The organism is Clostridium sp. AM49-4BH, from assembly GCF_003478335.1.
In the GTDB taxonomy this organism is placed as follows: Bacteria; Bacillota; Clostridia; order Lachnospirales; family Lachnospiraceae; genus Butyribacter.
The window spans coordinates 116,322-139,536 of the sequence record NZ_QUFB01000002.1 but is presented as its reverse complement, the minus strand read 5'-3'; the positions used below and the strand labels follow the sequence as shown (position 1 = coordinate 139,536).

General features: G+C 43.0%; 19 protein-coding genes, 1 tRNA gene and 1 pseudogene. 8 read left to right on the top strand and 13 right to left on the bottom strand.

Features of this window, described 5'->3' with window-relative positions:
• Positions 1-323: 323 nt before the first annotated feature.
• From DW981_RS01440 to DW981_RS01430, 3 genes are all read right to left on the bottom strand, one after another.
• The gene (locus DW981_RS01440; protein WP_022025933.1) at positions 324-539 is read right to left on the bottom strand and encodes a hypothetical protein; all 216 of its coding nucleotides are present in this window, start codon (positions 537-539) and stop codon (positions 324-326) included.
• 75 nt (positions 540-614) lie between these two features.
• On the bottom strand, positions 615-1,802 hold the full coding sequence (gene gltS, locus DW981_RS01435; RefSeq protein WP_118506516.1) for a sodium/glutamate symporter: 1,188 nt from the start codon (positions 1,800-1,802) through the stop codon (positions 615-617).
• 104 nt (positions 1,803-1,906) lie between these two features.
• Positions 1,907-2,860 (bottom strand): TAXI family TRAP transporter solute-binding subunit, encoded by a 954-nt coding sequence (locus DW981_RS01430; protein WP_118506508.1) that lies wholly within the window; start codon positions 2,858-2,860, stop codon positions 1,907-1,909.
• A gap of 249 nt (positions 2,861-3,109) precedes the next feature.
• On the opposite strand from DW981_RS01430, the gene DW981_RS01425 reads away from it, so the two are divergent.
• From DW981_RS01425 to DW981_RS01390, 8 genes are all read left to right on the top strand, one after another.
• On the top strand, positions 3,110-3,880 hold the full coding sequence (locus tag DW981_RS01425; RefSeq protein ID WP_022025930.1) for a tRNA threonylcarbamoyladenosine dehydratase: 771 nt from the start codon (positions 3,110-3,112) through the stop codon (positions 3,878-3,880).
• Between the two features lie 25 nt (positions 3,881-3,905).
• On the top strand, positions 3,906-5,036 hold the full coding sequence (locus DW981_RS01420) for an ATP-binding protein (RefSeq protein WP_118506507.1): 1,131 nt from the start codon (positions 3,906-3,908) through the stop codon (positions 5,034-5,036).
• Positions 5,037-5,338: 302 nt separating this feature from the next.
• Positions 5,339-6,580 carry a Glu/Leu/Phe/Val dehydrogenase gene (locus DW981_RS01415; RefSeq protein WP_118506506.1) on the top strand — a complete coding sequence of 414 codons (1,242 nt, stop codon included), beginning with the start codon at positions 5,339-5,341 and terminating at the stop codon, positions 6,578-6,580.
• Positions 6,581-6,864: 284 nt separating this feature from the next.
• Complete coding sequence (locus DW981_RS01410; protein ID WP_118506505.1) at positions 6,865-9,039, top strand: hypothetical protein; 2,175 nt, start codon at positions 6,865-6,867, stop codon at positions 9,037-9,039.
• A 173-nt stretch (positions 9,040-9,212) separates the two neighbouring features.
• Positions 9,213-9,644 carry an Hsp20/alpha crystallin family protein gene (locus tag DW981_RS01405; protein ID WP_022025925.1) on the top strand — a complete coding sequence of 144 codons (432 nt, stop codon included), beginning with the start codon at positions 9,213-9,215 and terminating at the stop codon, positions 9,642-9,644.
• 48 nt (positions 9,645-9,692) lie between these two features.
• On the top strand, positions 9,693-10,700 hold the full coding sequence (locus DW981_RS01400) for a DnaJ C-terminal domain-containing protein (RefSeq protein WP_022025924.1): 1,008 nt from the start codon (positions 9,693-9,695) through the stop codon (positions 10,698-10,700).
• A gap of 106 nt (positions 10,701-10,806) precedes the next feature.
• A complete protein-coding gene (locus DW981_RS01395; protein WP_022025923.1) occupies positions 10,807-11,265 on the top strand; it encodes a ferritin-like domain-containing protein in 459 nt (152 codons plus the stop codon).
• A gap of 353 nt (positions 11,266-11,618) precedes the next feature.
• Entirely contained in the window at positions 11,619-12,668 is a 1,050-nt protein-coding gene (locus tag DW981_RS01390) for a nitronate monooxygenase (RefSeq protein WP_118506504.1), read from the top strand.
• Between the two features lie 566 nt (positions 12,669-13,234).
• Here the strand turns inward: DW981_RS01390 and DW981_RS01385 are convergent.
• From DW981_RS01385 to gltA, 10 genes and pseudogenes are all read right to left on the bottom strand, one after another.
• A complete protein-coding gene (locus tag DW981_RS01385; RefSeq protein WP_022025177.1) occupies positions 13,235-14,140 on the bottom strand; it encodes a cation diffusion facilitator family transporter in 906 nt (301 codons plus the stop codon).
• Between the two features lie 53 nt (positions 14,141-14,193).
• Positions 14,194-15,102: a homoserine O-succinyltransferase gene (metA, locus tag DW981_RS01380; RefSeq protein ID WP_022025178.1), complete on the bottom strand. Its 909-nt coding sequence runs from the start codon at positions 15,100-15,102 to the stop codon at positions 14,194-14,196.
• A gap of 36 nt (positions 15,103-15,138) precedes the next feature.
• Positions 15,139-17,097: an NAD-dependent DNA ligase LigA gene (gene ligA / locus DW981_RS01375; RefSeq protein ID WP_118506503.1), complete on the bottom strand. Its 1,959-nt coding sequence runs from the start codon at positions 17,095-17,097 to the stop codon at positions 15,139-15,141.
• 32 nt (positions 17,098-17,129) lie between these two features.
• Complete coding sequence (locus DW981_RS01370; protein ID WP_022025180.1) at positions 17,130-17,945, bottom strand: pseudouridine synthase; 816 nt, start codon at positions 17,943-17,945, stop codon at positions 17,130-17,132.
• Positions 17,946-18,020: 75 nt separating this feature from the next.
• Positions 18,021-18,848, bottom strand: a complete 828-nt coding sequence (locus tag DW981_RS01365) for a hypothetical protein (RefSeq protein WP_118506502.1) — start codon at positions 18,846-18,848, stop codon at positions 18,021-18,023.
• A 29-nt stretch (positions 18,849-18,877) separates the two neighbouring features.
• Positions 18,878-18,950, bottom strand: a tRNA-Arg gene (locus DW981_RS01360).
• 100 nt (positions 18,951-19,050) lie between these two features.
• The gene (locus DW981_RS14935) at positions 19,051-19,524 is read right to left on the bottom strand and encodes a hypothetical protein (RefSeq protein WP_182434066.1); all 474 of its coding nucleotides are present in this window, start codon (positions 19,522-19,524) and stop codon (positions 19,051-19,053) included.
• A 148-nt stretch (positions 19,525-19,672) separates the two neighbouring features.
• Positions 19,673-19,861 (bottom strand): YjfB family protein, encoded by a 189-nt coding sequence (locus tag DW981_RS01350; protein WP_118506501.1) that lies wholly within the window; start codon positions 19,859-19,861, stop codon positions 19,673-19,675.
• A 158-nt stretch (positions 19,862-20,019) separates the two neighbouring features.
• The gene (locus DW981_RS01345; RefSeq protein ID WP_118506500.1) at positions 20,020-20,976 is read right to left on the bottom strand and encodes a DUF5688 family protein; all 957 of its coding nucleotides are present in this window, start codon (positions 20,974-20,976) and stop codon (positions 20,020-20,022) included.
• An 835-nt stretch (positions 20,977-21,811) separates the two neighbouring features.
• Positions 21,812-23,199: pseudogene (gene gltA / locus DW981_RS01340) on the bottom strand (NADPH-dependent glutamate synthase).
• Positions 23,200-23,215 lie beyond the last annotated feature (16 nt).

Sequence of the window (23,215 nt, the reverse complement as noted above, 5' to 3'; positions counted from 1 at the left end):
TCGCTACGATGCGCTACGTCACGTTACTTAATGTCTCTGAAATACGAGACATAAGTAACGACGAGCGCAAAGTCCCTTTCAAAAATGATGAATACCTTGCTTCCGGGACTTCGAGTTTCCGAAAGGCATGTAAATCATACATCAGAGACAACAAAATTTAGAAATCACTGTGAAAACTAATTGCGGCAAGGCAATTGCTATAGTTTTTGATGGCAGTATTCACTATATAGCAGTTGCAAAATATAATTAAACCATTGACATAATAAGCAATATGTGGTTTGGACAATAACTTCCGGTATGGGAAGTTTTAGTAATATCGTTATTTACTGATCGGCAGGTTTCGTGCCTTTTTTGCGGATATGAACTTCCGGAATCGCAACGCTGTCATAAGTGACGTCGCCCGGCTCCTCTGTCGAATCCATGATCTCCGGTTGTTCGTGTGTGTGTACCTCTGGAATGGCCAGATTGTCATAGGTTAATTTATAGCCTGCTTCTTTTGGCTTGCTGTCCTTCTTTCGGGTTCGATTCTTATGAAACATAGCTCCCTCTCTTTCTGCGGTTTTGACACTGCGCATGTCTAATAATCGTCAAAGTATCAATGTTTGATAGTATCCCTAAATTAGGTTGATGAAAAATGTGATGACCAAACTGTTAATAAAATCTGCAAATAAACTGCCGACGAGCGGAATCAGCAGATAAGCTTTTACCGAAGTGGTGTATTTTTCGCAGATCGCCTGCATATTGGCCATTGCATTTGGTGTTGCACCCATACCAAAACCACACGTTCCGGCTACCAGCACCGCTGCATCATAGTCTCTTCCCATGATATTAAATAGTAGGAAGTAGGTAAAACAGCAGATCAGAAGCACCTGCACCGCCAGAAGAATAAATAGTGGAAGCGCAAGGGATGCGAGCTGCCATAACTTTAAGGTGATCATGGCAATGCCCAAAAACAGCGACAAGGAGATTCCGCCCAAGTCGTTGATCTCACCCATATGAATAGTAAATTTACCGCTATATTCGCCAATGTTGCGAAAAAGCGCAGCAGCGATCATGGCTCCGATATATATTGGAAACGTCATGCCGGTCTTTGTCAGTAACCAAGAAAAAATGGTGCCGAGTCCGATGGCTAAGATGAGCTGAAAGACCGCGGCGGCGTACATGTTGGTATGTCGTTCATGCTTCTTTTCATCTTCGACCAACAATGTGTCATCCTCCGGAATGGCAGTATCCAATAAGCCGCGTTTTTCGATCAATCGTTTGCCAAGCGGCCCACCGACCAAACTGCCGGAGATCAATCCAAACGTAGCTGCAGCGGTACAGATCGTGGTTGCTCCTTTGATGTTAAAGTCTTCTAAGACAGGACCGAAAGCGCCTGCGGTACCATGACCGCCGACCATCGGGATGGAACCGGTGCACATACCGACCAGAGGGCTTAAGCCAAGCAGCTTAGCTATACCAACAGCAAGCAGATTTTGAGATACGATCAAGGCAATGACGAGAAACAAGAATAGGATCAACGATTTTCCGCCACTGCGCAGCACCTTGAGATTCGCCTGAAATCCTACGGAAGTAAAGAAAAATACCATGCATACTTCGCGCAAAATATCATCGAATGAAAATTCTGCCACTCCGGTGGTATAACAGATACAGGTAAAGATGGCGAATAACAGTCCGCCAATGACAGGTGCCGGAATACAAAATTTTTCTAAGAAATATATTTTGGATTTGAGGTAGGCGCCAAGCATCAGTACTAAGACGGCGACCGCCAGTGTCTGATACATATCAAGTTCTATTTTTATCATAATAAATAAATGCCTTTCTAAAAATGTGCATTCTAATATGAGAATGTGTTGAAGGAGTTATCTTGCCTCTGAAAATGGATCTCAGATCCATTTTCAGAGGTTTATTCCGTTTTCACGTTGATTCCTCGTTCGGAATAATAGGCAGCAGCGCCTGGATGAAAAGGAATCGGGACTCCTTTGATCGCAGAACTCTCATTTAACTGAAGGTCAACGGACGTAGCATATTGTAATCCTTTTTGATGGGCAAAGATTGTTTTTGTCAGTTTTTTGACGGTGGCGTTGTCGAGTGCATCACTGGCGACCAATATGGATTGTACGCAAACAGTCTGGATATCCTCTTCCTGCCCGGTATAAGTGCCGGCGGGAATGGTATAATCGGAATAAAATGGATAGGCAGTGGTAAGTTTGCCGCGTAGTTTATCGTCCAAATTTAACAATCGGATATCACAGTGCTTTGCCAACTCTTCTACAACAGTAGTTTGTGCCCCGGCGGTGAAGAAAAATGCATCAATCTTTCCCGCTGCTAATTTGTCGGCAGCATCGGTATAATCTAAATGCTTCGTCTTGATCAGATCTTCCGGCAGTCCGGACATTTCTAATATTTGTCTGGCGTTTAGTTCACTTCCGGATTCTTCCTCGCCAACGCTGACCTTTTTGCCTTGCAGATCATCAATGGTTTCGATATCGGAATCCTTACGCACAACAATTTGGCATGCTTCCGGATACAGGCTTGCGACTGCTTTGAAGTTTTGGTATTTTTTGCCGGTAAAAACGCCGGTGCCCTGATATGCCGCGTCGATCAGATCTGCCTGTGCAATACCAAGTTCGATGTAATTGCTGGATAGGAGACGCAGATTAGCGGCAGATCCTGCGGTCTTTTTTACTTCAAGTTCGAAACCGGTATCCTCTTTGGTGCATAGGCCTGCTAATGTATTGGCAAACGTATAGTACATACCTCCAATTCCGGCAGCACCGATACGGATATTGCCGTTTCCGATAGTACAGCCTGTTAATAGTAATGTTAGGCTTAATATGGTACATAGTAATTTTTTCAAAATACGATACTCCTTTCTGCAATTTAGCCTTGACTTTTTATTTGCAGGCTATTTAAATGGTGATTCTTATCACGACACGAAATAGTACAGCGAATATTTTACATGAAATGACACGAAATGGAAATAGTTTTTTGACAACACGGGGAAATGAGAGTATATTGTTGCCGAGTGCGTTTTAAGGAAGAATCCTATTGGATTATTTATTTGCAATCGTTTTCATATAAAGCATTTGCAGAATGGAGATTTAGTATGCTGACACAATTTTCGAGAACCGAGCTGTTGCTTGGCAAAGAAACGATGGAAAAATTAAAGCAGTCGCGTGTGGCTGTGTTTGGCGTTGGGGGAGTAGGTGGCTATGTTTGTGAGGCATTAGTACGAAGTGGAGTAGGTGCCTTTGATCTGATCGATGATGACAAGGTGTGCCTGACCAATCTCAATCGACAGATTATTGCAACGCGAAATACAGTCGGGCAGTATAAGGTGGATGTAATGAAGGATCGCATTTTGTCGATCAATCCGGATGCACAGGTGCGCACGCACAAGTGTTTTTTTCTGCCGGAAAATGCAGACGAATTTCCTTTTGAAGAGTATGATTATATTGTGGATGCGGTCGACACGGTGACTGCAAAGATCACGCTCATTATGAAAGCGGAAGAGAAGCATGTCCCGGTTATTAGCAGTATGGGGGCCGGCAATAAATTGGATGCCAGTGCTTTTCGAGTTGCCGATATCTATAAAACGAAAGTATGTCCTTTGGCGCGTGTTATGCGCCGGGAATTAAAGAAGCGTGGGATCAAAAAGCTGAAAGTCGTATATTCCGAGGAGAAACCTACAAGACCAATGGAAGATATGGCGATCAGTTGCCGTAATCACTGTATTTGTCCGCCGGGAGCACAGCATAAGTGCACGGAGAGACGCGATATTCCGGGAAGTGTGGCGTATGTGCCATCAGTTGCCGGTTTGATCTTAGCGGGTGAAGTGATCAAGGACTTAAGCGTACCGAGAGAGACGATTCAGTAAGCAGGTGAGAGATAAGGAGTGCAAAATGAACAGTATTACTATAGAAGAAGTAAAGGAGCTTCCTAAGGATTCGTATCAGTTGATCGATATACGTGATGCAGAAAGTATTGCTCATGGTGCCATTCCGGGAGCAATCGCAGCACCTCAGGAAGACATATTATCTTGTGAAGAAGTAGACCCGTCCAAGAAGTTGGTAATTTGTTGCAGCAGAGGTAAATTTAGCGTCGAAGCAGCCGACAAGCTTCGTGAGAAGGGAATCGATGCCGTTAGTCTGGAAGGTGGCTATGTGGCGTGGCTTATGGATTTTATGAGCGCACCGGAAGAAAAAGATGTGGCAGCAGAAGCAGAACAAAGCCTGCGTAAGAAGTTTAAGAAAACAATCTGGTCCAAATTTGCCAAAGCGATCAACACATATGAGCTTGTCAAACCGGGAGATCGGATAGCGGTGTGCATTTCCGGGGGAAAAGACTCTATGCTTATGGCAAAGTGTTTTCAGGAGTTAAAACGTCACAATAAGTTTGATTTTGAGGTTAAATTTCTCGTGATGGATCCGGGTTACAGCCCGGCGAATCGCCAGGTGATCGAGGAGAATGCCAAAAGACTGCAGATCCCGATCGAGATTTTTGAATCGGATATTTTTGAATCTGTATACCATGTGGAAAAATCACCATGTTATTTGTGTGCACGTATGCGGCGTGGACATTTGTACACGTATGCCAAAAGTATGGGATGTAACAAGATTGCGCTTGGTCATCATTATGATGATGTGATCGAGACGATTTTGATGGGAATGCTGTACGGAGCGCAGATCCAGACGATGATGCCGAAACTGCACAGCACGAATTTCGAGGGGATGGAACTGATCCGTCCGTTATATTTGGTGCGTGAGGATGATATTAAAGCTTGGCGCGATTATAATGATCTGCACTTTATCCAGTGCGCCTGCAAGTTTACCGACACCTGTACAACTTGTAATAATGAGGAAAATCAGTCTAAGCGTGTTGAGATCAAGGAACTGATCAAACGATTGAAACAGGTGAATCCATATGTGGAAGGTAATATTTTTAAGAGTATTGAAAATGTAAATCTTTCTACGGTCATTGCATACAAAAAAGATGGCGTCAAACATTCTTTCCTGGAGGAGTATGATGACTAAATGCGGGAGTTTGCTAAGTGCATTGAGCACCGCAAAGATTTGAAAGCGTGCATGATACAAAATACTTTATATTATTAATTAAAAATGATACTGACTTCTTAAAATTAGCTGTAAATGATTAAAAAAATTAAATGGAACGGACTTTCATGGGAAGTATTGACCTTTGGTGAAGATAGGAATATGATGCGTTCATGCAAGAGCAAAGAAACAGGATCAAAGCTATTTGGTTTCTTTTCTCTTGTATGTAAGCTTACGAACCCTGGGGAATGACACAATTATTTTAGCACCAAAGGAGAGAGCCCATGTCAAAAGCATACGATCCATATGAGAATGTTATTGATGTCATGACGGAAGCGATGGAAGTCGGACACATCGATAAAAAAATGTTTGAAATCATTAAAAATCCACAGAGAGAAACAAAAGTATATTTGCCGGTTGAAATGGATGATGGCACGATCAAAGTGTTTGAAGGATATCGTGTACAGCATTCTAATATTCGTGGTCCTTTTAAGGGAGGTATTCGTTACCATCAGGACTGCACGTTATCGGAAGTGAAAGCGTTAGCAACTTGGATGTCCTTAAAATGCGCGGTAGCCAATATTCCTTACGGCGGGGCGAAAGGTGGCATCAAGGTAGATCCGTCTACGTTATCGGAACGTGAACTGCGCAATCTGACACGAAGATATACCTTTGCTATTGCGCCGATCATTGGTGCGGATACAGATATTCCGGCACCGGATGTCAATACCAATGCACAGACGATGGCATGGGTGTTGGACACCTACAGTCAGTTAAACGGAAAGCCTTGCCCGGGTGTGGTTACAGGTAAACCTGTAGAACTCGGCGGTTCACGAGGGAGAAATTCAGCAACCGGCCGTGGTGTAGTGATCAGTACAAAATTGCTGCTTGCCAAAGAAAATAAAGAGCTTGCCGGAACAAAGGTTGCCATTCAGGGAATGGGTAATGTCGGAAGTAATGCGGCAAAGATTTTTTATCATCGCGATGCGAAAGTGATTGCGATCAGTGATGTGTCAGGCGGCTTGTATTGTGAGGAAGGGTTGGATATTGACACGATCTGCACCTTTTTGGAATCTACCGGTAAACTGCTCAAAGATTACGAGGCGGATGGTGTCAGTCATATCAGCAATGCAGAAGTTCTTACTTGTGAATGTGATGTGCTTGTTCCGGCAGCACTGGAGAATCAGATCACGGCAGACAATGCCTCTGAGCTGCGCTGTAAATACATTGTAGAGGCTGCGAATGGACCAACCACGGAAGAGGCAGATAAAATATTAGAGAAGCGTGGCATCACGGTTGTACCGGATATTTTTGCAAATAGTGGTGGCGTGATCGTATCTTATTTCGAGTGGGTACAGAATATCCAGGAATTAACCTGGGAGCGTAATCAGGTAAATGAAATGTTAGCATCACTGATGACGAAATCCTTTACTGCAATCATGGATGTCGTAGAAGAGTGTAAATGTACGGTGCGCATGGCGGCCTATATTGTGGCACTGCGCAAGCTTATTTTCGCAGAAACATGAAAGGAATATTCCCGTGATGTTATAACCTGCAAAATGCTATATAGTCATTGACATAATAAGCAATATGTGGTTGTGGAGAATTTGAGGTATGGGAAGTTTGAGTAACTAAAATTTCATCTTAAGAATTTCTTAAGAATTTGTTCATATTCTCTTCTTAAAAATATGTATAATAAATATCGTAGCAGGAATTAGAGGGACTTCCTGCTACAAGGTACATGATTTGATGTTCACGGAATATCAGATGAGAGGGAACTATAAATTTGAGGGACAATGAGGAGAGGATAATGAAGGGTATATTAAGAGGGGCATATTGTGTTGCTTTGAGCATTAGTATTTTTTTGTGTGGTGTAATATTGGCGCTATCTTGCAGAGGTATTACACTGTACAAAAAGGAATTACTGCAAAATGGAATGACAGTTGCAATTACACTATTTATGGCGGCTTGTATAGTAATGTTATGTGTTTATGGGAAGGACAAGCTGCAGACAACGAGACGTAAATTTTCCGTATTCCTGTTTTTATTGATCGGTTTGGCGCAGATCGCATTCTTATTATTGGTATCCAGACCAATGACGATCGCAGATCCGGCACGTGTTCAGAACGAGGCACTTGCCATGTTAAAATATCATCACGGTCAGATGGATCCAACGAATTCTTATATGCAGAATTATGGCAACAATCATTTTATTACCATTTGCTTTTATTACTTTTATAAATTTTTGACGGATGTTGGCATTACAAAGGTATGGGTGCCTACGGTAGTGCTAAATGTTTTGGCAATTGATCTGGGCATTTTACTGACGTTCCTGTCTGTAAAAAAAATGCGCGGGATCGGTACGGCAAACTTTGCATTAGTATTATTTTTCTTGTGCCCGACAACCTATTTATGGCTGACTTCTGTGTATACCAATACGTTATCTTTTCCTTTTATTATGGGTGTTTTGTATCTGGGACTCATTGACAAGCCGGCAAAAAGATGGCGGATGGCGGTACACGATGTGTTATTGGCAGTCGTTATGGCGGTTGGTTACCGTGTGCGTCCGACAACGATCATTCCAATCATTGCGCTGGGGTTATATTTGGCGTTGCGTCTCGTCGCAGGCTGGCAGAATCGCCGTGCTTTAAGGGCATCAGAGACAATGGAAACGGAGAATGCTTCGGAAGAACAGCAGCATAGCAGACAAAGGGTATTGGAGGGTGCAGTTCGTGTCGGACTCGTTGTCTGCGTGAGTATGGCAGTGTTATTTTCCAGCAGCAATTTGGTAGCAAAGCATGTTGATGCGAAGAAGTTTAACCAGCAGTTTCCTGTTGTACACTGGGTCATGATGGGAATGAATGAAAAGAGCAAGGGCGGTTTTAATCGTAACGACCGGAGATACACCTCTTCGTTCCCGACCAAGGAACAAAAGCGGAAAGCAGATATCGCTCGCTTGAAACAACGTGTCAAAAAGATGGGTCCGGTTGGTCTTGCCAAGCATTTTGGCAATAAAATGATGCGTGTATGGGCAATGGGCGATGATGATGGAATAACGAATGCGCAGTATGCATATCAATATCCACCGTTCTTTTGTTATTTTGCAGGAAAGCAAAATGCATGGTTTATGATCTATATGCAGGCCTTTCGTATTGCGATGTTATTTTTGATGTTGTGCGCAATGTGCAGACAGTTTCTGCAGAGAGAAGCAGCACCGGGGGCAATGTATACGCTTACGTTTGCGGGCGCAGTTATGTTTTTTATGCTGTGGGAAGCCGGCAAGCGATACAATATATGCTTTACCGGAGTGTGCCTTTTACTAATGGCAGAAGGGGCTGATGGATTTACGAATACTGTTTTTAACAAAGGGGATGCGTGGCTTAAAGCACATTTCAACGGAATGCGGCTGCACGCTGCCAGATTGGTGGTGCTTGCGGTTGGTCTGTTCTGCTTTGCCGGAAGTTTTGCGGCGGCGAACCAGCTTAGTCATCCTAGAACATACGTAGAGATTCCGTATTTTAATTCCAAACGTGGAAAGGATGAAGAGCCGATTCGGTGGCGGTATCATAAGAATCCAAAAGTTTTGGAACAGACGATTGAACAAGGGCAGTTGGAATGGCGTAATCGTTGGAACCGTATTCGACTGTATTTCTGGAATCTTGCACCAAACGAATCGGGTGATGAGTATCGTATTCAAGTGCTTGCACTGGACGATAAAGAGGTTTTATATGATAAGACGATCGCACCAAATCAGGTGAAGCGGGAAGGCTATACGATCGCAATTGCAAAGAATAAGCTCAAACAGAGAGATTCGCAGATCGGTTATTTGATCCGTTTGACACACGTAAGTGCAAGCGACCGCCTGATACCGATGGTATGCAGATTTCCATTGCTAGATCTTTATCCATACGGCGAATTAAAGGTGGATGGACAGTATAAAGATTGGGATCTATCGATGAAAATTTTTCGCAAGAAAAATGTATAACATAGAGAACACAGAATGTTCACAAAATTTATTAGCACTCGCTATTGACGAGTGCTAATAATAGTGGTATAACATAATCAGAACAAGGAAAAGGAAATGCTTAGAAGAGTTTCTGAGTATTTCAGTAGTGACAGACTATATAGTCTGTACAGAGTTGGAAGGAGCGATGACTTATGTTAATGCCAAGTATTTTTAGTAGAGATTTTATGGATGACCTTTTTGATATGCCACAGAGAACTTACGCCAAGAGCTATTCAGCGAATGGATTAATGAAAACGGATATCAAGGAGTCCGAGGAAGGATTTACGGTAGAGATGGATCTGCCGGGCTTTTGCAGAGAAGATATCAGTGCAGAGCTGAAGGATGGTTATCTGACAGTTACAGCAACTGCTAAGAAAGCAGAGGAGAATACTTCGGACAAGAAAGAGAAGTATGTTCAGAAGGAACGTTTCCATGCAACTTGCAACCGCAGCTTTTATGTTGGTGACAATATGAAACAAGAAGATATTAAGGCGAAGTTTGAAAACGGTGTTTTGACATTACAGGTGCCAAAAAAGGAAGAGATTCCGGAGGAGCAGACCAAGAAGTTTATTACGATTGGTTGATCATCAATGCAAACTTCCCATACGAAAGGCTACAGGGAGGTGGAGTGAATGAAGACGAAGCAGGATTATTATGACACCTTAGGGATATCAAGGGATGCGGATGATGCGTCGATCAAGCGAGCCTACCGTAAAATGGCCAAGAAATATCACCCGGATATGAATCAGGGTGATCCGAATGCTGAGCAAAAATTTAAGGAAGTTACGGAAGCTTACAATGTGTTAAGTGATAAGGAAAAGAAGAAACTTTACGATCAATTTGGTTCTGCAGCATTTGAGGAAGGTTTTGATCCGACCGGCGGCACGGAATTTCACTATTCCGGTGGCGATGCATCGGGGATGTATGGTGATATTTTTGATAATCTTTTTGGTGGCAAAGGCGGTTTTAGCGGACACTTTGGTTTTGGTGACGGTACATCGTGGCACAGTAGCGATGGAAAAACCTGGAATACAGGTGATGGTGGATCATGGCATGTGGGCGGCGATTATGGCAGATCGAGCTTTTTTGACACCTATGAAGATGCCGGTCGGAAATCAGGTCAGGATGCGAGGGCGCACATTTCGATCACTTTTGACGAAGCAGTGTATGGATGTGACAAGGTCATTACTTTGCAGGATGGAGAGCGCGGTCAGAGCAGAACGCTGCATGTGCACATACCGGCAGGTATTGACGATGGCAATCGCATTCGCTTAAAAGGTGAGGGACATCCGGGAGTTTATGGTGCACCCAAAGGTGACCTTTATCTGCAGGTATCTGTCGGCACAAAACCGGGTTTTGAGCGTAAGGGCTTGGATATTTATACGAAAGTCAATGTACCATATACGACAGCAGTGCTTGGGGGCAATGCCCGCGTGCACACGCTATACGGAGATGTTGACTGTAAGATCCGGGAAGGAACGCAGAGCGGTACAAAGATACGACTAAAAGGAAAAGGTGTTGTATCCAAAAAGAATGCATCTGTGCATGGGGATCAGTATGTTGAAATCGGAATTGAAGTTCCGAAACATTTGTCGTCACAGGCAAGGCAGAAATTACGCGAATATGCGGAGGCAAGCTAATCCTATAATGTAGCCAGATCATATCAACAAAGAGAATAATTCTTGATAAACTGTTCATAATAAAGATAGAAACTGTAGGTTATTGAGAGCAGAAACGAGGAGAATTATGATCTTAAAACAAAATGAAATTGATGTGATCACAGAATTGCAGACACAGGAAAAGAATTGTGTGGAAAAGTACCGCCGTTACAAAGAGCAGGCAAAAGATGAGGAATTGAAAAATCTGTTTGGTGAGATCGAGCAGCTCGAACAAAAACATTATGATACACTGGGGCAGGTACTGAATGGTGATGTGCCATGTTGTGACTGCAATGATTCCAGAGGAAAAGACTATGCGCCAACTGCAACGTATAGTACAGCCGGAGATAGTGAGGATAAGCAGGCGGATAATTTCTTGGTTACTGATTGTATCGGTACGGAAAAGATGGTTTCTTCGGAGTATAATACAAATGTGTTTCGCTTTGGAGAACCTTCAGTTCGTAAACTGCTTGCAGATATTCAGGTCGAGGAACAGAATCATGCAGAGATGTTATATAAATACAAAACAGTAAATGGAATGTCATAAAGTATAAAGATATTTCCTAACAGATAAGTAAAGGGGCAAGGCTTGTGTCTTGCCTTTTTTAATTAATAGGAAACTGCTGTTGTGTAGCGTGGCATCACCAAGAATTGCTTTAGTTTTTTTGATGGCAGGATAATTTACTATGTCGGCTGCAAAATAGTCATTGATTTACTGACATAATAAGCGATATGTGGTTGTGAAAAACGGTGGGGTATGGGAAGTTTGAATATCTTGTTCGAAAAATGGAGCTTGACGATGAAAAGAAAAACACGTAATATAGTATCCGATACTACATACAGAAGTAAACGGTGCCGCAATGGCATATGAAGTGACGAAATGTCGGAAAGGAATGAAGTATGAAATCATTACGTATAGGAGATATTACGCTAGAGAAGCCAATTATTCAGGGAGGTATGGGAGTTGGAGTCAGTCGAGGCAGATTGGCAGGTGCTGTATCTGCCTGTGGAGGCCTTGGTGTGATCTCCTCGGCACAGATCGGATACGATGAACCGGAATTTGCAACGGATCAAGTACTTGCGAATGAAAAAGCAATACGTAAGCATATCGCACTGGCAAAGCAAATATCCGGGGACAAGCCGGTCGGTATAAATATCATGGTGGCATTGAAGCACTATGAAGATCATGTGCGAACGGCAGTTGATGCCGGAGTAGACGTCATTATATCAGGAGCCGGATTACCGATGCGGTTACCGGAATATGTCGGGGATTCCGGCTGCAAGATCGCACCGATCGTTTCATCTGTCAAAGCGGCGCAGATCATACTTCGCCAGTGGAAAAAGAAGTACTGCAGGACAGCCGACTTTATTGTTATAGAAGGTCCTAAGGCGGGAGGCCATCTTGGATTCAAAAAAGAGGACATTGCGACAATTACGGCAGAAAAGTATGAGCAGGAGATAAAAAATATTATTCAAGTCGTACGAGAGTACGAACAGGAATTTGCATGTAAAATCCCGGTTATAGTTGCCGGTGGCATTTTTGATCATAAAGATATAGAACATGCTTTGGAAATCGGGGCTGATGGTGTTCAGATCGCATCGCGTTTTGTTGCAACAGAGGAGTGTGATGCTTCGGATGCGTATAAGCAGGCATATATTAATGCAAAAGCAGAGGACATTACTATTGTCATGAGCCCGGTTGGGATGCCGGGACGTGCGCTCAACAATGTATTTGTTCAGCGTGTGAGCCGACAGCGGGAAGAGATCAAAAAATGCTACAATTGTTTGGCTAAATGCAATCCTGTTGAAGTGCCGTACTGCATCACCAAAGCACTTATATCAGCAGTGCAGGGAGATTTGGATCATGGTCTGATATTTGTGGGTGCGAATGTTGATAGAATTGATCGAATGACCTCCGTGCAGGAGCTGATGGCGGAACTTACAAACTGAAACTTCCCACACCTCATTATCTTACGCAACCACATATTGCTTATTATGTCAGCAATAAATATAGTATTTTGCAGCCGATAAGCTAACTTGTTCTGCCGGCAGAGAACTAAGATAATTGCCGCAGAACGCAGAGTTTTTGGGTGATTTCTTATTTTGTTAAGTCTCTGATGAATACATGCCCGAGGGATTGTCTGAGATGTCCCGGCTTAGCAAGGTATCATCCATTTTTGGACGGGACGCTTTCGCTACGATGCGCTACGTTACGTTACCTAATGTCTCTGCAATACGAGACATAAGTAACGACGAGCGCAAAGTCCCTTTCAAAAATGATGATTACCTTGCTTCCGGGACTTCGAGTTTCCGAAGGGCATGTAGATCAATCATCAGAGACAACAAAATCTAGAAATCACCAAAAACGAAAAAGCGGCAAGGCAATTACTATAGTTCTCTGTCGACAGAAGCCGCTATGTTGTAGCTGCAAAACACCTAGCAATCTTTGACATAATAAGCAATATGTGGTTCTTGCAGTAGCTTCCGGTATGGGAAGTTTTAGTTTCTGCGCAAGTCTATTCGTCTGGCAAACTTGGGATCAATTCAACGTATACCTGGTCAAATACTTGCTGCAGCTCCGCACGAATATCATTACGTAACTGCAATAATATCTTGGTATTGATAATGCGATTATGACTGGTCAGATAGATCTCAACCCAAGTTTTACGTCCTGTCTGTATCACATCCAAAAATTCAATGTCATAATGAATCTTATCCATGTGATGTTCTGCAATCTGCCGGATAGAATCCATGATTTCCTGATCCGGTGCAAACAATATCAGACTTTTTACATTGTGTATGATCATTTTGACCGGCTCTACTAAAAGCAAACACGACATGATAATGGCAACGATCGGATCAATATAAGCTGCCAGATGATTCCATGTTGTCTTTTGCAAAAACTGTTCTACAAAAAATGCAAGAGAAACACCCAAACTGGAGATCACATCCAGCTTCCATATGTAAATCTCTGCCTGTATCGTCATAGATGCATAACGTCTGCTAAAATAATGCAGTAACATATAAACGATCAGACAACACGCACAAACAATCAGCTCAAACACTGCAATCTTACCGCCGTCCACTTCACGACCACCATGCAATATTGCATAAAAGTTATCCCAAACCAGTCGGACCGTGATCGCCAATAGCACACTGTACTTAATAACGACAAACAATGACTCCACCTGGGCAAAACCGTATGGCCTGCGCTCTGTTACCGGCTTATACAGCAATGGCACCAGTAATAAAAACGGACCGATCATGATCAGATCTGTCAAATCAAAGATACAGTCCATCAAAATAGAATGTGATCTCGTCCAAAATGCCATAACACCTTCTGCGATCATAAACAGAACGCTTCCGATCAGGGATATATTCATAATATATTTTTCGTATTTTAATTTGTTTTCATTTTTCATAATAATTGCTCACATAATTTCAAATAATCCATGACGGGGCTACGCACTCACATTTATGACCACTCATAAGGCGTATTTTGGTATACGTAGTAATTGACCCAGTTAGAAAACAAGGCATTGGAAGCACCTCTCCAACGAAGCAATGGTCTTTGTGACGAATCGTCATCCGGATAATAATTCTCCGGCAGATCAGGATTTAAGCCTTTTTTACTGTCACGCTTGTATTCGTAATCCAACGTCAGACGATCATATTCCAAATGTCCCATCACAAAGATCTGCTTACCATCATCAGATACTAATAACAGTTCTCCCACCTTGTCAGAGTCTGCAAGTACAGTTAGCGTATCACACGCTGCAATCGCCTCATGATCAACTCCGGTATAACGGGAATGTGGTGCATAAAATACATCGTCAAATCCGCGAAGAAGCGGTGCTTTTCGATGGTGTACCCGATGTTCATACACACCAACTATTTTCTTCGGAAGCAGATGCTTCTTGATTCCATAATGATAATACAGTCCTGCCTGAGCCCCCCAACAAATATGCATTGTTGACGTCACATTCGCCTTAGACCATTCCATGATCTGCTTCAGTTCTTCCCAATACTGCACTTCCTCATATTCCATCTGCTCCACCGGAGCACCCGTAATGATCAAACCGTCAAATTTACGTTCTTTTACATCATCGTAGGTCTTATAAAACTCATTCAAATGACTGAGCGTCGTATTTTTACCAATATACGATGCTGTTGTCAAAAATGTAATCTCGATCTGCAATGGCGTATTGGATAAACTGCGTAGCAGCTGAACCTCCGTATCTTCCTTTAGTGGCATCAGATTGAGAACAGCAATATACAGTGGACGGATATTCTGCGTCGTTGCACGCGTTTCGTCCATCATAAATATATTTTCCTGCTCCATGATCTTTTTCGCCGGAAGATTATTTTGTACTTTAATTGGCATAATAAAACCTCATTTCTGCATATCTGCACTTTTCTGCTAGGACAAGTGATATTGTTCTATAAACGCTTGCTCCGTCAAAATCGGTATTCCAAGCTCTCTTGCTTTTTTATTTTTTGTCGAGTTGCTCATCGCATCGTTGTTGATCAAATAGTTCGTCTTAGAAGTGACACTGCCTGTCACCTTTCCGCCATGCGATTCAATCAGCTCTTTCAGCTCTTTGCGGTTTTTGAACCGCTCAACGGATCCGGTAATTACAAACGTGATTCCCTCCATATCTTTCGATACATTATCATCCGCAATTTTCTCGAGCGTAATATATTGTAACAGATGTTGCACTACTTGTCGATTCGCCTCAACCGCAAAATAATCTGTTACCGCTTTGGCGATCACAGCACCAACGCCATCAATCTGTGTCAGCTCCTCTTCAGAAACCGCCAAAACACGATCAAAATCATATGCGCAATAGCGACAGATCAGTCCGGCATTGGATAATCCTACATTCGGAATGCCTAAACTATACAAAAAACGAATGATCGTCGTATGTGCCGCCCTTGTCGCTGACTGAACCATTTTTTCGTAAGATTTTTCGCCAAACCCATCCATTGCAATGATCTGGTCTTTATATCGATCTAATCGAAACAGATCTGCAGGTTCATGGATCATATCCTGATTCATCAATTTCTCGATCGTTGCTTCTGACATGCCGTCAATATTCATCGCATCCCTGCTGACAAAATGTGAAAAACTTTTGATCTTCTTAGCCGGACAGGATGCATTTTCGCAAAACAAAGCCTTCACTCCATTTTCTTCATGAATGGCTGTTGCACTATGACACACCGGACATTCTTCCGGAATAGGTAACGTCCCGCTTCGTGTCATATTTTCCGCGATCTGTGGAATGATCATATTTGCTTTATACACCTGAATATGATCACCAACCCCCAAAGCAAGCTGTTCAACTATGCTGACATTATGCACACTCGCACGACTTACCGTTGTTCCTTCCAATTCCACCGGCTCAAACACTGCAACCGGATTGATCAACCCCGTTCTCGAGGCACTCCACTCCACTTTCTCTAACACCGTTTCGGCTATTTCATCTGCCCACTTAAAAGCCATCGCATTTCGCGGAAATTTAGCGGTTCTTCCCAAACTCTCTCCGTATGCGATCTCATCCATAAGAAGTACAAGGCCATCCGACGGAAAATCATTGGTGACGATTTTTTCTGCAAATTCTGCCACTGCTGCAGGCAATGTCTCCCCGGTAACACGAACATATTCGACAACCGTAAATCCCTGTTCCTGCAAAAATTTGAATTTATTCTCCTGCGAATCTTCGAAATCAACACCTTCTGCCGTCACGAGCGAAAAAGCAAAAAAGTTCACATGTCTGCTCTTGGTAACACGGCTATCAAGCTGGCGTACAGAACCGCTGCACAAATTACGCGGATTTTTATATTGTTCTTCCACCGGAAGGGATTCATTGATCTCCCGAAATCTGGAATACGTAATCACCGCTTCTCCGCGCAGTACCAATTCTCCCTGAAACGGGATCTGCAACGGTACATTATCAAACATACGGGCATTACCGGTAATGACTTCTCCTACCTGACCATTACCGCGGGTAACTGCCTTTTGCAGGGTTCCCTCCTGATACGTAAGTACGATAGTAAGCCCATCCATTTTCCACGAAAGCAGACCCGGATGCTCACCAAGCCAAGCCGCTAATTGTTCTGTATCCTTTGTCTTGTCCAAAGAAAGCATCGGCGAAGGATGTTGTTCTTTTGGCAGCTCACTAAGCACCTCATAACCTACACGCTGCGTCGGACTACCCGCCAAAACAATCCCCGTCTCCTTTTCTAATGCCTGTAATTCATCGTATTGTTTGTCGTATTCGTAGTTACTCATAACCTCATCACGACCCTGATAATACACTGCCGCCGCGTGATTTAACTGCTCTACTAACTCTAAGATCCTAGCTCTCTTCTCTTCCATATCATTCCCCATTCTTTCTGAAAATGCTGACGTTACCGCTCCAGTTCTTTGCGAAGCACGCGGATCTCCATTGGCGTCAAGCTGCGATAACGGCCTTTTTTCAACCCTTTTAATGTAATATTCATCACGCGGTCACGCCGCAAATGCGTTACCCGATAATCCAAATATTCACACATTCGTCGGATCTGACGATTTAATCCCTGCGTCAATATGATATGAAAACTATCCGCATCTTCCCGCCACACTTTGCACGGTTTTGTTACAGTGTCCAAAATCGGAACACCGGCGGCAAGTTTACGTAAATCTTCATCGCGGATTGGACGATCTACCTTGACAAAATATTCTTTTTCATGTCCGTAACGGCTGCGCAGAATTTTTTCCATTACATCGCCTTGATTGGTCAAAAGCAATAGCCCTTCCGAAGCCTGATCCAATCTGCCGACAGGATAAACTCGCTTTGGATAATCAATATAATCTACAACATTCTTGATCGGTTCTCCATTTTCCTCCTGCGCTGTCGTGCAAACGATCCCCTTGGGCTTATAAAACGCCAGAAAAATCTCTTCCTCTTCTTTGGTCACTTGGCGTCCATCTACCCGCACAACAGCTCCGTCATGCACTCTCGTACCGGCTGTTACCGGCTTATCATCAATCGTGATGCGCCCCTGCTCCACCATTCGATCAGCCTCGCGCCTCGAGCATACCCCCGCTTCACTTAAAAATTTATTAATCCTTACTCCCGTATTGTCTGCCATACTATTGTTACATTCCTTTCTCCATCCGCAAAGTAACTCTGCGAACTTCTTTCCTACTGCTTCATGCCTGTATACCCCAAAACGCAGTCTCATCTGTGTTGCCTGCTTTCCTTATGGAAAAAGGTGACTCTTCAAAAGAATCACCTTATCTTACCTATACTTCCTCATTTACTGTGCAGCCTGTGTAGCGGCTGGTGCCTGCGTCGCTGCCGGTGCTTGTGTTGCCATCGGAGCCTGTGTCGCCGCCGGAGCCTGTGTCGCCGCCGGTGCTTGTGTTTGTGCCCCCTGTGCGGTTGGCACCGGGGTTGCTCCATTCGCACTTCCGGCTTCTTCATCAATATTAGCCGTGCTTTCCGGTCCATCGCCCGAAGACTCATTCAACATATTGCAGAAATCACGAACTTCTTGATTTGTACTTTGAAGCTCCTCTAATTTCTTATTAACCGAATCCTGCAACGCCTTGACGTCTTTGCTGGCATCCAGCTTTTCAATCTTCTTCTGCTCTTTGCCGGACAAGGTCCCAAAATGCAACATAAATCTTCCATCCGGCTGCATCTTGATGTATAATGCCGTAAGCGATGGAATCTTCGTATCAATATCATATAATTTATCTTCATGATAGGCGTAAACACGATAACTTCCTGTTTCATAGCCTTCCTTGATCGTGCAGGAAATATTCTCATATTTTTCAATATATTCCGCTGCCGCCACCAACTTGCGCTCGTCAATGTTGTCCACATCGGTCACACAATCTGCCAAGGCATCCATATCTACTTTCTGTCTGGCATCAAAATATTCTTTCACAAGATCGGTAATCTCTTCTTTAATATCTTTATCCGACTTGCCTTTTATCGCATCCGCTATATTCTGTTCATCACTCTTCGTGGCTGACAACGAAAAATTAAGATCCGGAGCCATCAAAGAAAATGTTCCCAACCCAATAAACATAACTGCCAGCGTAAAGATTAAAATAAACTTTTTATATCGCAGCGGCATATACCCACATCCTTCCTCAAATATCAAAACGCACCTGGAGGGACTCGAACCCCCGGCACACGGTTCCGGAAACCGTTGCTCTATCCACTGAGCTACAGGTGCAATTAATCAGCGAGAAATATTATAGCATAAGGGAATATAACCGTCAAGGCACGGATCTGGTGTACTTTTAATATTGGTAAGCTTCTCTATTCCATTTGCATCAATAATCATCCCACGAATCCTCGTCATCTTCAAAAGCATCATAGGCATCATCGTAATTATCATAATCCGATTTATTATCTTCATAATAACCATCTACATCATAGTCATCCGCATCAAAAGATTTACTCGAAGATCCACTGTTGTAATTTCTGTTATAGGATGAACTGCTTCCTGATGAGCTGCTCCCGGATGTACTGCTGCCAGACGAGCTACTCCCGGATGTACTGCTCCCGGATGTCGAACTACTGCCGGATGTCGAACTATTACCATATGACGACGTTCCTGACGAGCTGCCACCGGTTGAATAACTCCCTGATGAACTCTTTCCTGTGGAATAATGATGTATATTATATTCTCTTTCACGATCTTTCTCATTCACCTCATGAACCAATGAAATAAAATATCCAACACCGATTATCGTCAATATAATTGCTACTATTGTCCAATTAATATTTAACTTCTTTTTCATCATTCTATCCTCCCATACAAACTCTTCTCACACGAAACGATCAAACACAATATCATTATAGCATTCCATCATAATTACCACAGACTCCATTTTTTTGTAATCAAGAAACGAGCCAGTCGTAAGACTGTCTCGTTTCCATTTCATTGTCCTCTTAAATCGTCATGTCGATATGCTGTCCTAAATGGGGTGTCACAGAAGTCTCCATCATTTTAGTCAGTTCCGCAGCCTGTTCCTGATAGGTATCCATCGTCATATCAAGAACTGCCGTGCTGACATTAGTCATCAACTGATTGCCTGCCATCGCGATCGACATATCGGCAATACTATTTACCATATCCATAAAATCCACTCCTTTGCTGTTTAAGCAAAACTCTTTTTCCTATTATACACAATTTCTAACTCTTTTTAAATAGCTACTTAGTACAAACTTGTAATAACTTCCCATTCCTCAATTTTTTTTCACAACCTCATATCGCTTAATAAATGATATGTATTAAGCTATCCGTTGCAGATCTGCAATGTTTTATTGACACAGGAATAATAATAAACGGCATCCGATAATACTTCATCCTGCTCAACATACTGCGCGTTGACCTCCGTAACCATCTCACACAATTCTTTCCGAGACATTGTTGCATTTTCCGGCATAATGATCATTTCATGGATGCTGCTAGGCAGCAAATAATAATTGCCTCCTATATTTTCTCCTATATGCTGTAAGCATTGCGGATACAAAACAACCGCCGCACCATTAATCTTCGACGAATTTGTTAGAACATATGGATCACCTTCGCGACTTTTTGCCCAAAACGCTCGATTCCCCCAAATATTTTCATCCCCCGTCTGCATAATATCATCCAAGGAGCTTTCATGATCTGTCTGCTGAAAGAACTCATATAACATAGTTTCCATACGACATATAGAAATCGGGAAACGCTTCATCGTATTGTTTTGTGCGATCGTAAACAACGTCTGATGATCCAATCCCCATTTCTGCATTAGATCAAGGCTGATCCGGAAAGAGGCAATTCCATGTTCATCCTGCACCATCAGACAATGAAAAGTGATTGCCAGATCCATAAATGGAATGTAAGGAACTTCCGCCAACTGCTCTTCATTTTTCTCTAAAGATACCACTCGGTAAATAATTTGTTCCCGACACGCCTCCAATGTAAGATTCTCACTGTCGAACCGATTGTTTTTGGCTGTTTCGTGATAGGTCGAAACAATGTCAGCTACTAACTGTTCCATCGTCTCTCCCTGTTCATATCTTGGATAGAGCTGCTGCATATAAAACTGTGGTGATACATTAGTATCCTCTGTCAATATTACCAAACTATCCAATTCAAGTTGATTGTTTTTGATCACTTTATGCCGTTCGACTTGATATCCCTCCGAAAATTTTTCTTTTACCATCTGTTCCATAACATTTTTAAACTCTTCAAAATCATACATCCTATAATCTCCTCCATACCCTATTTGCTTGATGTACTCTCGACAAAACAAGCTATAACAGCCCGTTTCATCTGTGCTGAATTTGAGGTTTCCCGATACTCCCACCCTATCAAAGCTTATAACCTCGAGAAACCTAATGAACGACTCCATTTGAAAATCCGGTTCTCTTCTATGCTGTCTACAGCTATCATCCCTCTTTTTGCCCTGTTGCACAGCGATGGAAGAAATCGTGTTTTAGTAAAAGGTAGATTTGTCCGATATGGGAACTTATTCTGAAATAAATCATGAATAGAAATACTATATGAAAGCTGCTTTACTCTCTCAATGTGATTATGAACAAAAGACCCTTCAAAAACTTAGAATGTCAATCAGATGATCTGCCTGACAATTGGATTTTCCAGTCCAGCAAACTGAAATCTTGTGTATGTTTCTCACTCACTGGACTAGTAATATCGTACCAAAATGATATCATCCGGGCAATGGACGTATGTACTAATAAAAATGCTCATAAATAGCAATTCTCACAAAGAAAATCAGATAATACAACAATTGACAACCCTGATTTTGTGCAATTTGTCTTTTTTGCTCTTTCAAACCATACAATATGCACAATTTTTTTGCCTAAAATCCCGAAGAATCCCTATAAATTCGTACTTTCAAGTACTCTGTGCGGTGATCGCACACTACACAACAGCAGTTTCAGTTATTAATTAAAGTAAAAAAGACCGCCGGAAGAGTCCTCTCTTCCGACAGTCCGATATCCGGTTTATTCGTTAATACGATCTCGCCATTTGCAGTCCATGGTCTTACGTGACAGCAAACTCACTTATACGTATTACTTGCTCAGGAATTCATGAATACCCTTTGCAGCAGCTTTACCGGCTCCCATTGCCAAAATAACCGTAGCAGCACCGGTAACAGCATCACCACCGGCATATACCTTTGCCTTTGATGTCTGACCATTCTGCTCCTCTGCAACGATACATTTACGACGGTTTGTCTCTAATCCCTTCGTTGTCGAAGAGATCAATGGATTTGGGCTGGTTCCCAAAGACATGATAACGGTATCTACATCCAGCGTAAACTCAGATCCGGCAATCTCCACCGGTCTGCGTCTTCCGGATTCATCCGGCTCACCAAGCTCCATACGGATGCATTCCATACCGGAAACGTTACCATCTTCATCGGTAAAGATCTGTGTTGGATTTGTGAGGAGATCAAAAATAATTCCCTCTTCCTTTGCATGATGCACTTCCTCGACACGTGCAGGAAGTTCTTCTTCGCTGCGTCGATATACAATATGAACTTCAGCCCCCAGACGAAGTGCAGTTCTGGCTGCATCCATTGCTACGTTACCACCACCAACAACAGCAACTTTCTTGCCGGCATGATCGGTGTGTCATAGTTCTCGTCAAAGGCTTTCATAAGGTTACTTCTGGTCAAATACTCATTGGCAGAGAAAACGCCATTGGCATTCTCGCCCGGAATACCCATAAATCTAGGAAGACCTGCACCGGATCCTACGAATACCGCATCGAATCCTTCCTCCTCTAATAACTCATCTATTGTTGTTGCCTTACCGATCACAACGTTTGTCTCAATCTTAACGCCCAGTGACTGTACGTTTTCTACTTCCTTATCTACTACTTTTGTCTTTGGCAGACGGAACTCCGGAATACCATAAGATAATACGCCACCAGCCTTATGCAGCGCCTCAAAAATAGTAACATCGTAACCAAGCTTTGCAAGATCTCCTGCACAGGTAAGTCCTGCAGGTCCGGAACCGATCACTGCAACTTTCTTGCCGTTCTTCGTCTCTGCAGGTGCCGGCTTAATGCCTTCTTCTCTTGCTGTATCTGCAACATAGCGCTCTAGCTTACCGATAGAAACAGCATCACCTTTGATTCCGCGGATACATTTGGACTCACACTGGCTCTCCTGTGGACATACACGACCACATACAGCCGGAAGTGCAGAGTACTTACTGATCACATGATAAGCATCTTCTACACTGCCCTCTACGAGCTTGCCAATAAATCCCGGAATATCAATATTTACCGGACAGCCTTTCACACACTGCGGATTTTTACACTGCAGGCAGCGAGATGCCTCTGCCGTTGCCTCTTCTCTATTGTATCCAAGACATACTTCTTCAAAGTTCTTGGCACGTACCTTCGGGTCCTGCTCACGTACAGGAACTCTCTTCATTACATCTACTTCCATTGTTATCCTCCATTCG

Excerpts from the sequence above, each read along its gene's own strand:
- DW981_RS01440 (WP_022025933.1), bottom strand. The coding sequence starts at position 539 with ATGTTTCATAAGAATCGAACCCGAAAGAAGGACAGCAAGCCAAAAGAA.
- DW981_RS01425 (WP_022025930.1), top strand. The coding sequence starts at position 3,110 with ATGCTGACACAATTTTCGAGAACCGAGCTGTTGCTTGGCAAAGAAACG.
- DW981_RS01420 (WP_118506507.1), top strand. The coding sequence starts at position 3,906 with ATGAACAGTATTACTATAGAAGAAGTAAAGGAGCTTCCTAAGGATTCG.
- DW981_RS01415 (WP_118506506.1), top strand. The coding sequence starts at position 5,339 with ATGTCAAAAGCATACGATCCATATGAGAATGTTATTGATGTCATGACG.
- DW981_RS01410 (WP_118506505.1), top strand. The coding sequence starts at position 6,865 with ATGAAGGGTATATTAAGAGGGGCATATTGTGTTGCTTTGAGCATTAGT.
- DW981_RS01405 (WP_022025925.1), top strand. The coding sequence starts at position 9,213 with ATGTTAATGCCAAGTATTTTTAGTAGAGATTTTATGGATGACCTTTTT.
- DW981_RS01400 (WP_022025924.1), top strand. The coding sequence starts at position 9,693 with ATGAAGACGAAGCAGGATTATTATGACACCTTAGGGATATCAAGGGAT.
- DW981_RS01395 (WP_022025923.1), top strand. The coding sequence starts at position 10,807 with ATGATCTTAAAACAAAATGAAATTGATGTGATCACAGAATTGCAGACA.
- DW981_RS01390 (WP_118506504.1), top strand. The coding sequence starts at position 11,619 with ATGAAATCATTACGTATAGGAGATATTACGCTAGAGAAGCCAATTATT.
- DW981_RS01385 (WP_022025177.1), bottom strand. The coding sequence starts at position 14,140 with ATGAAAAATGAAAACAAATTAAAATACGAAAAATATATTATGAATATA.
- metA (WP_022025178.1), bottom strand. The coding sequence starts at position 15,102 with ATGCCAATTAAAGTACAAAATAATCTTCCGGCGAAAAAGATCATGGAG.
- ligA (WP_118506503.1), bottom strand. The coding sequence starts at position 17,097 with ATGGAAGAGAAGAGAGCTAGGATCTTAGAGTTAGTAGAGCAGTTAAAT.
- DW981_RS01370 (WP_022025180.1), bottom strand. The coding sequence starts at position 17,945 with ATGAGACTGCGTTTTGGGGTATACAGGCATGAAGCAGTAGGAAAGAAG.
- DW981_RS01365 (WP_118506502.1), bottom strand. The coding sequence starts at position 18,848 with ATGCCGCTGCGATATAAAAAGTTTATTTTAATCTTTACGCTGGCAGTT.
- DW981_RS14935 (WP_182434066.1), bottom strand. The coding sequence starts at position 19,524 with ATGATGAAAAAGAAGTTAAATATTAATTGGACAATAGTAGCAATTATA.
- DW981_RS01350 (WP_118506501.1), bottom strand. The coding sequence starts at position 19,861 with ATGGATATGGTAAATAGTATTGCCGATATGTCGATCGCGATGGCAGGC.
- DW981_RS01345 (WP_118506500.1), bottom strand. The coding sequence starts at position 20,976 with ATGTATGATTTTGAAGAGTTTAAAAATGTTATGGAACAGATGGTAAAA.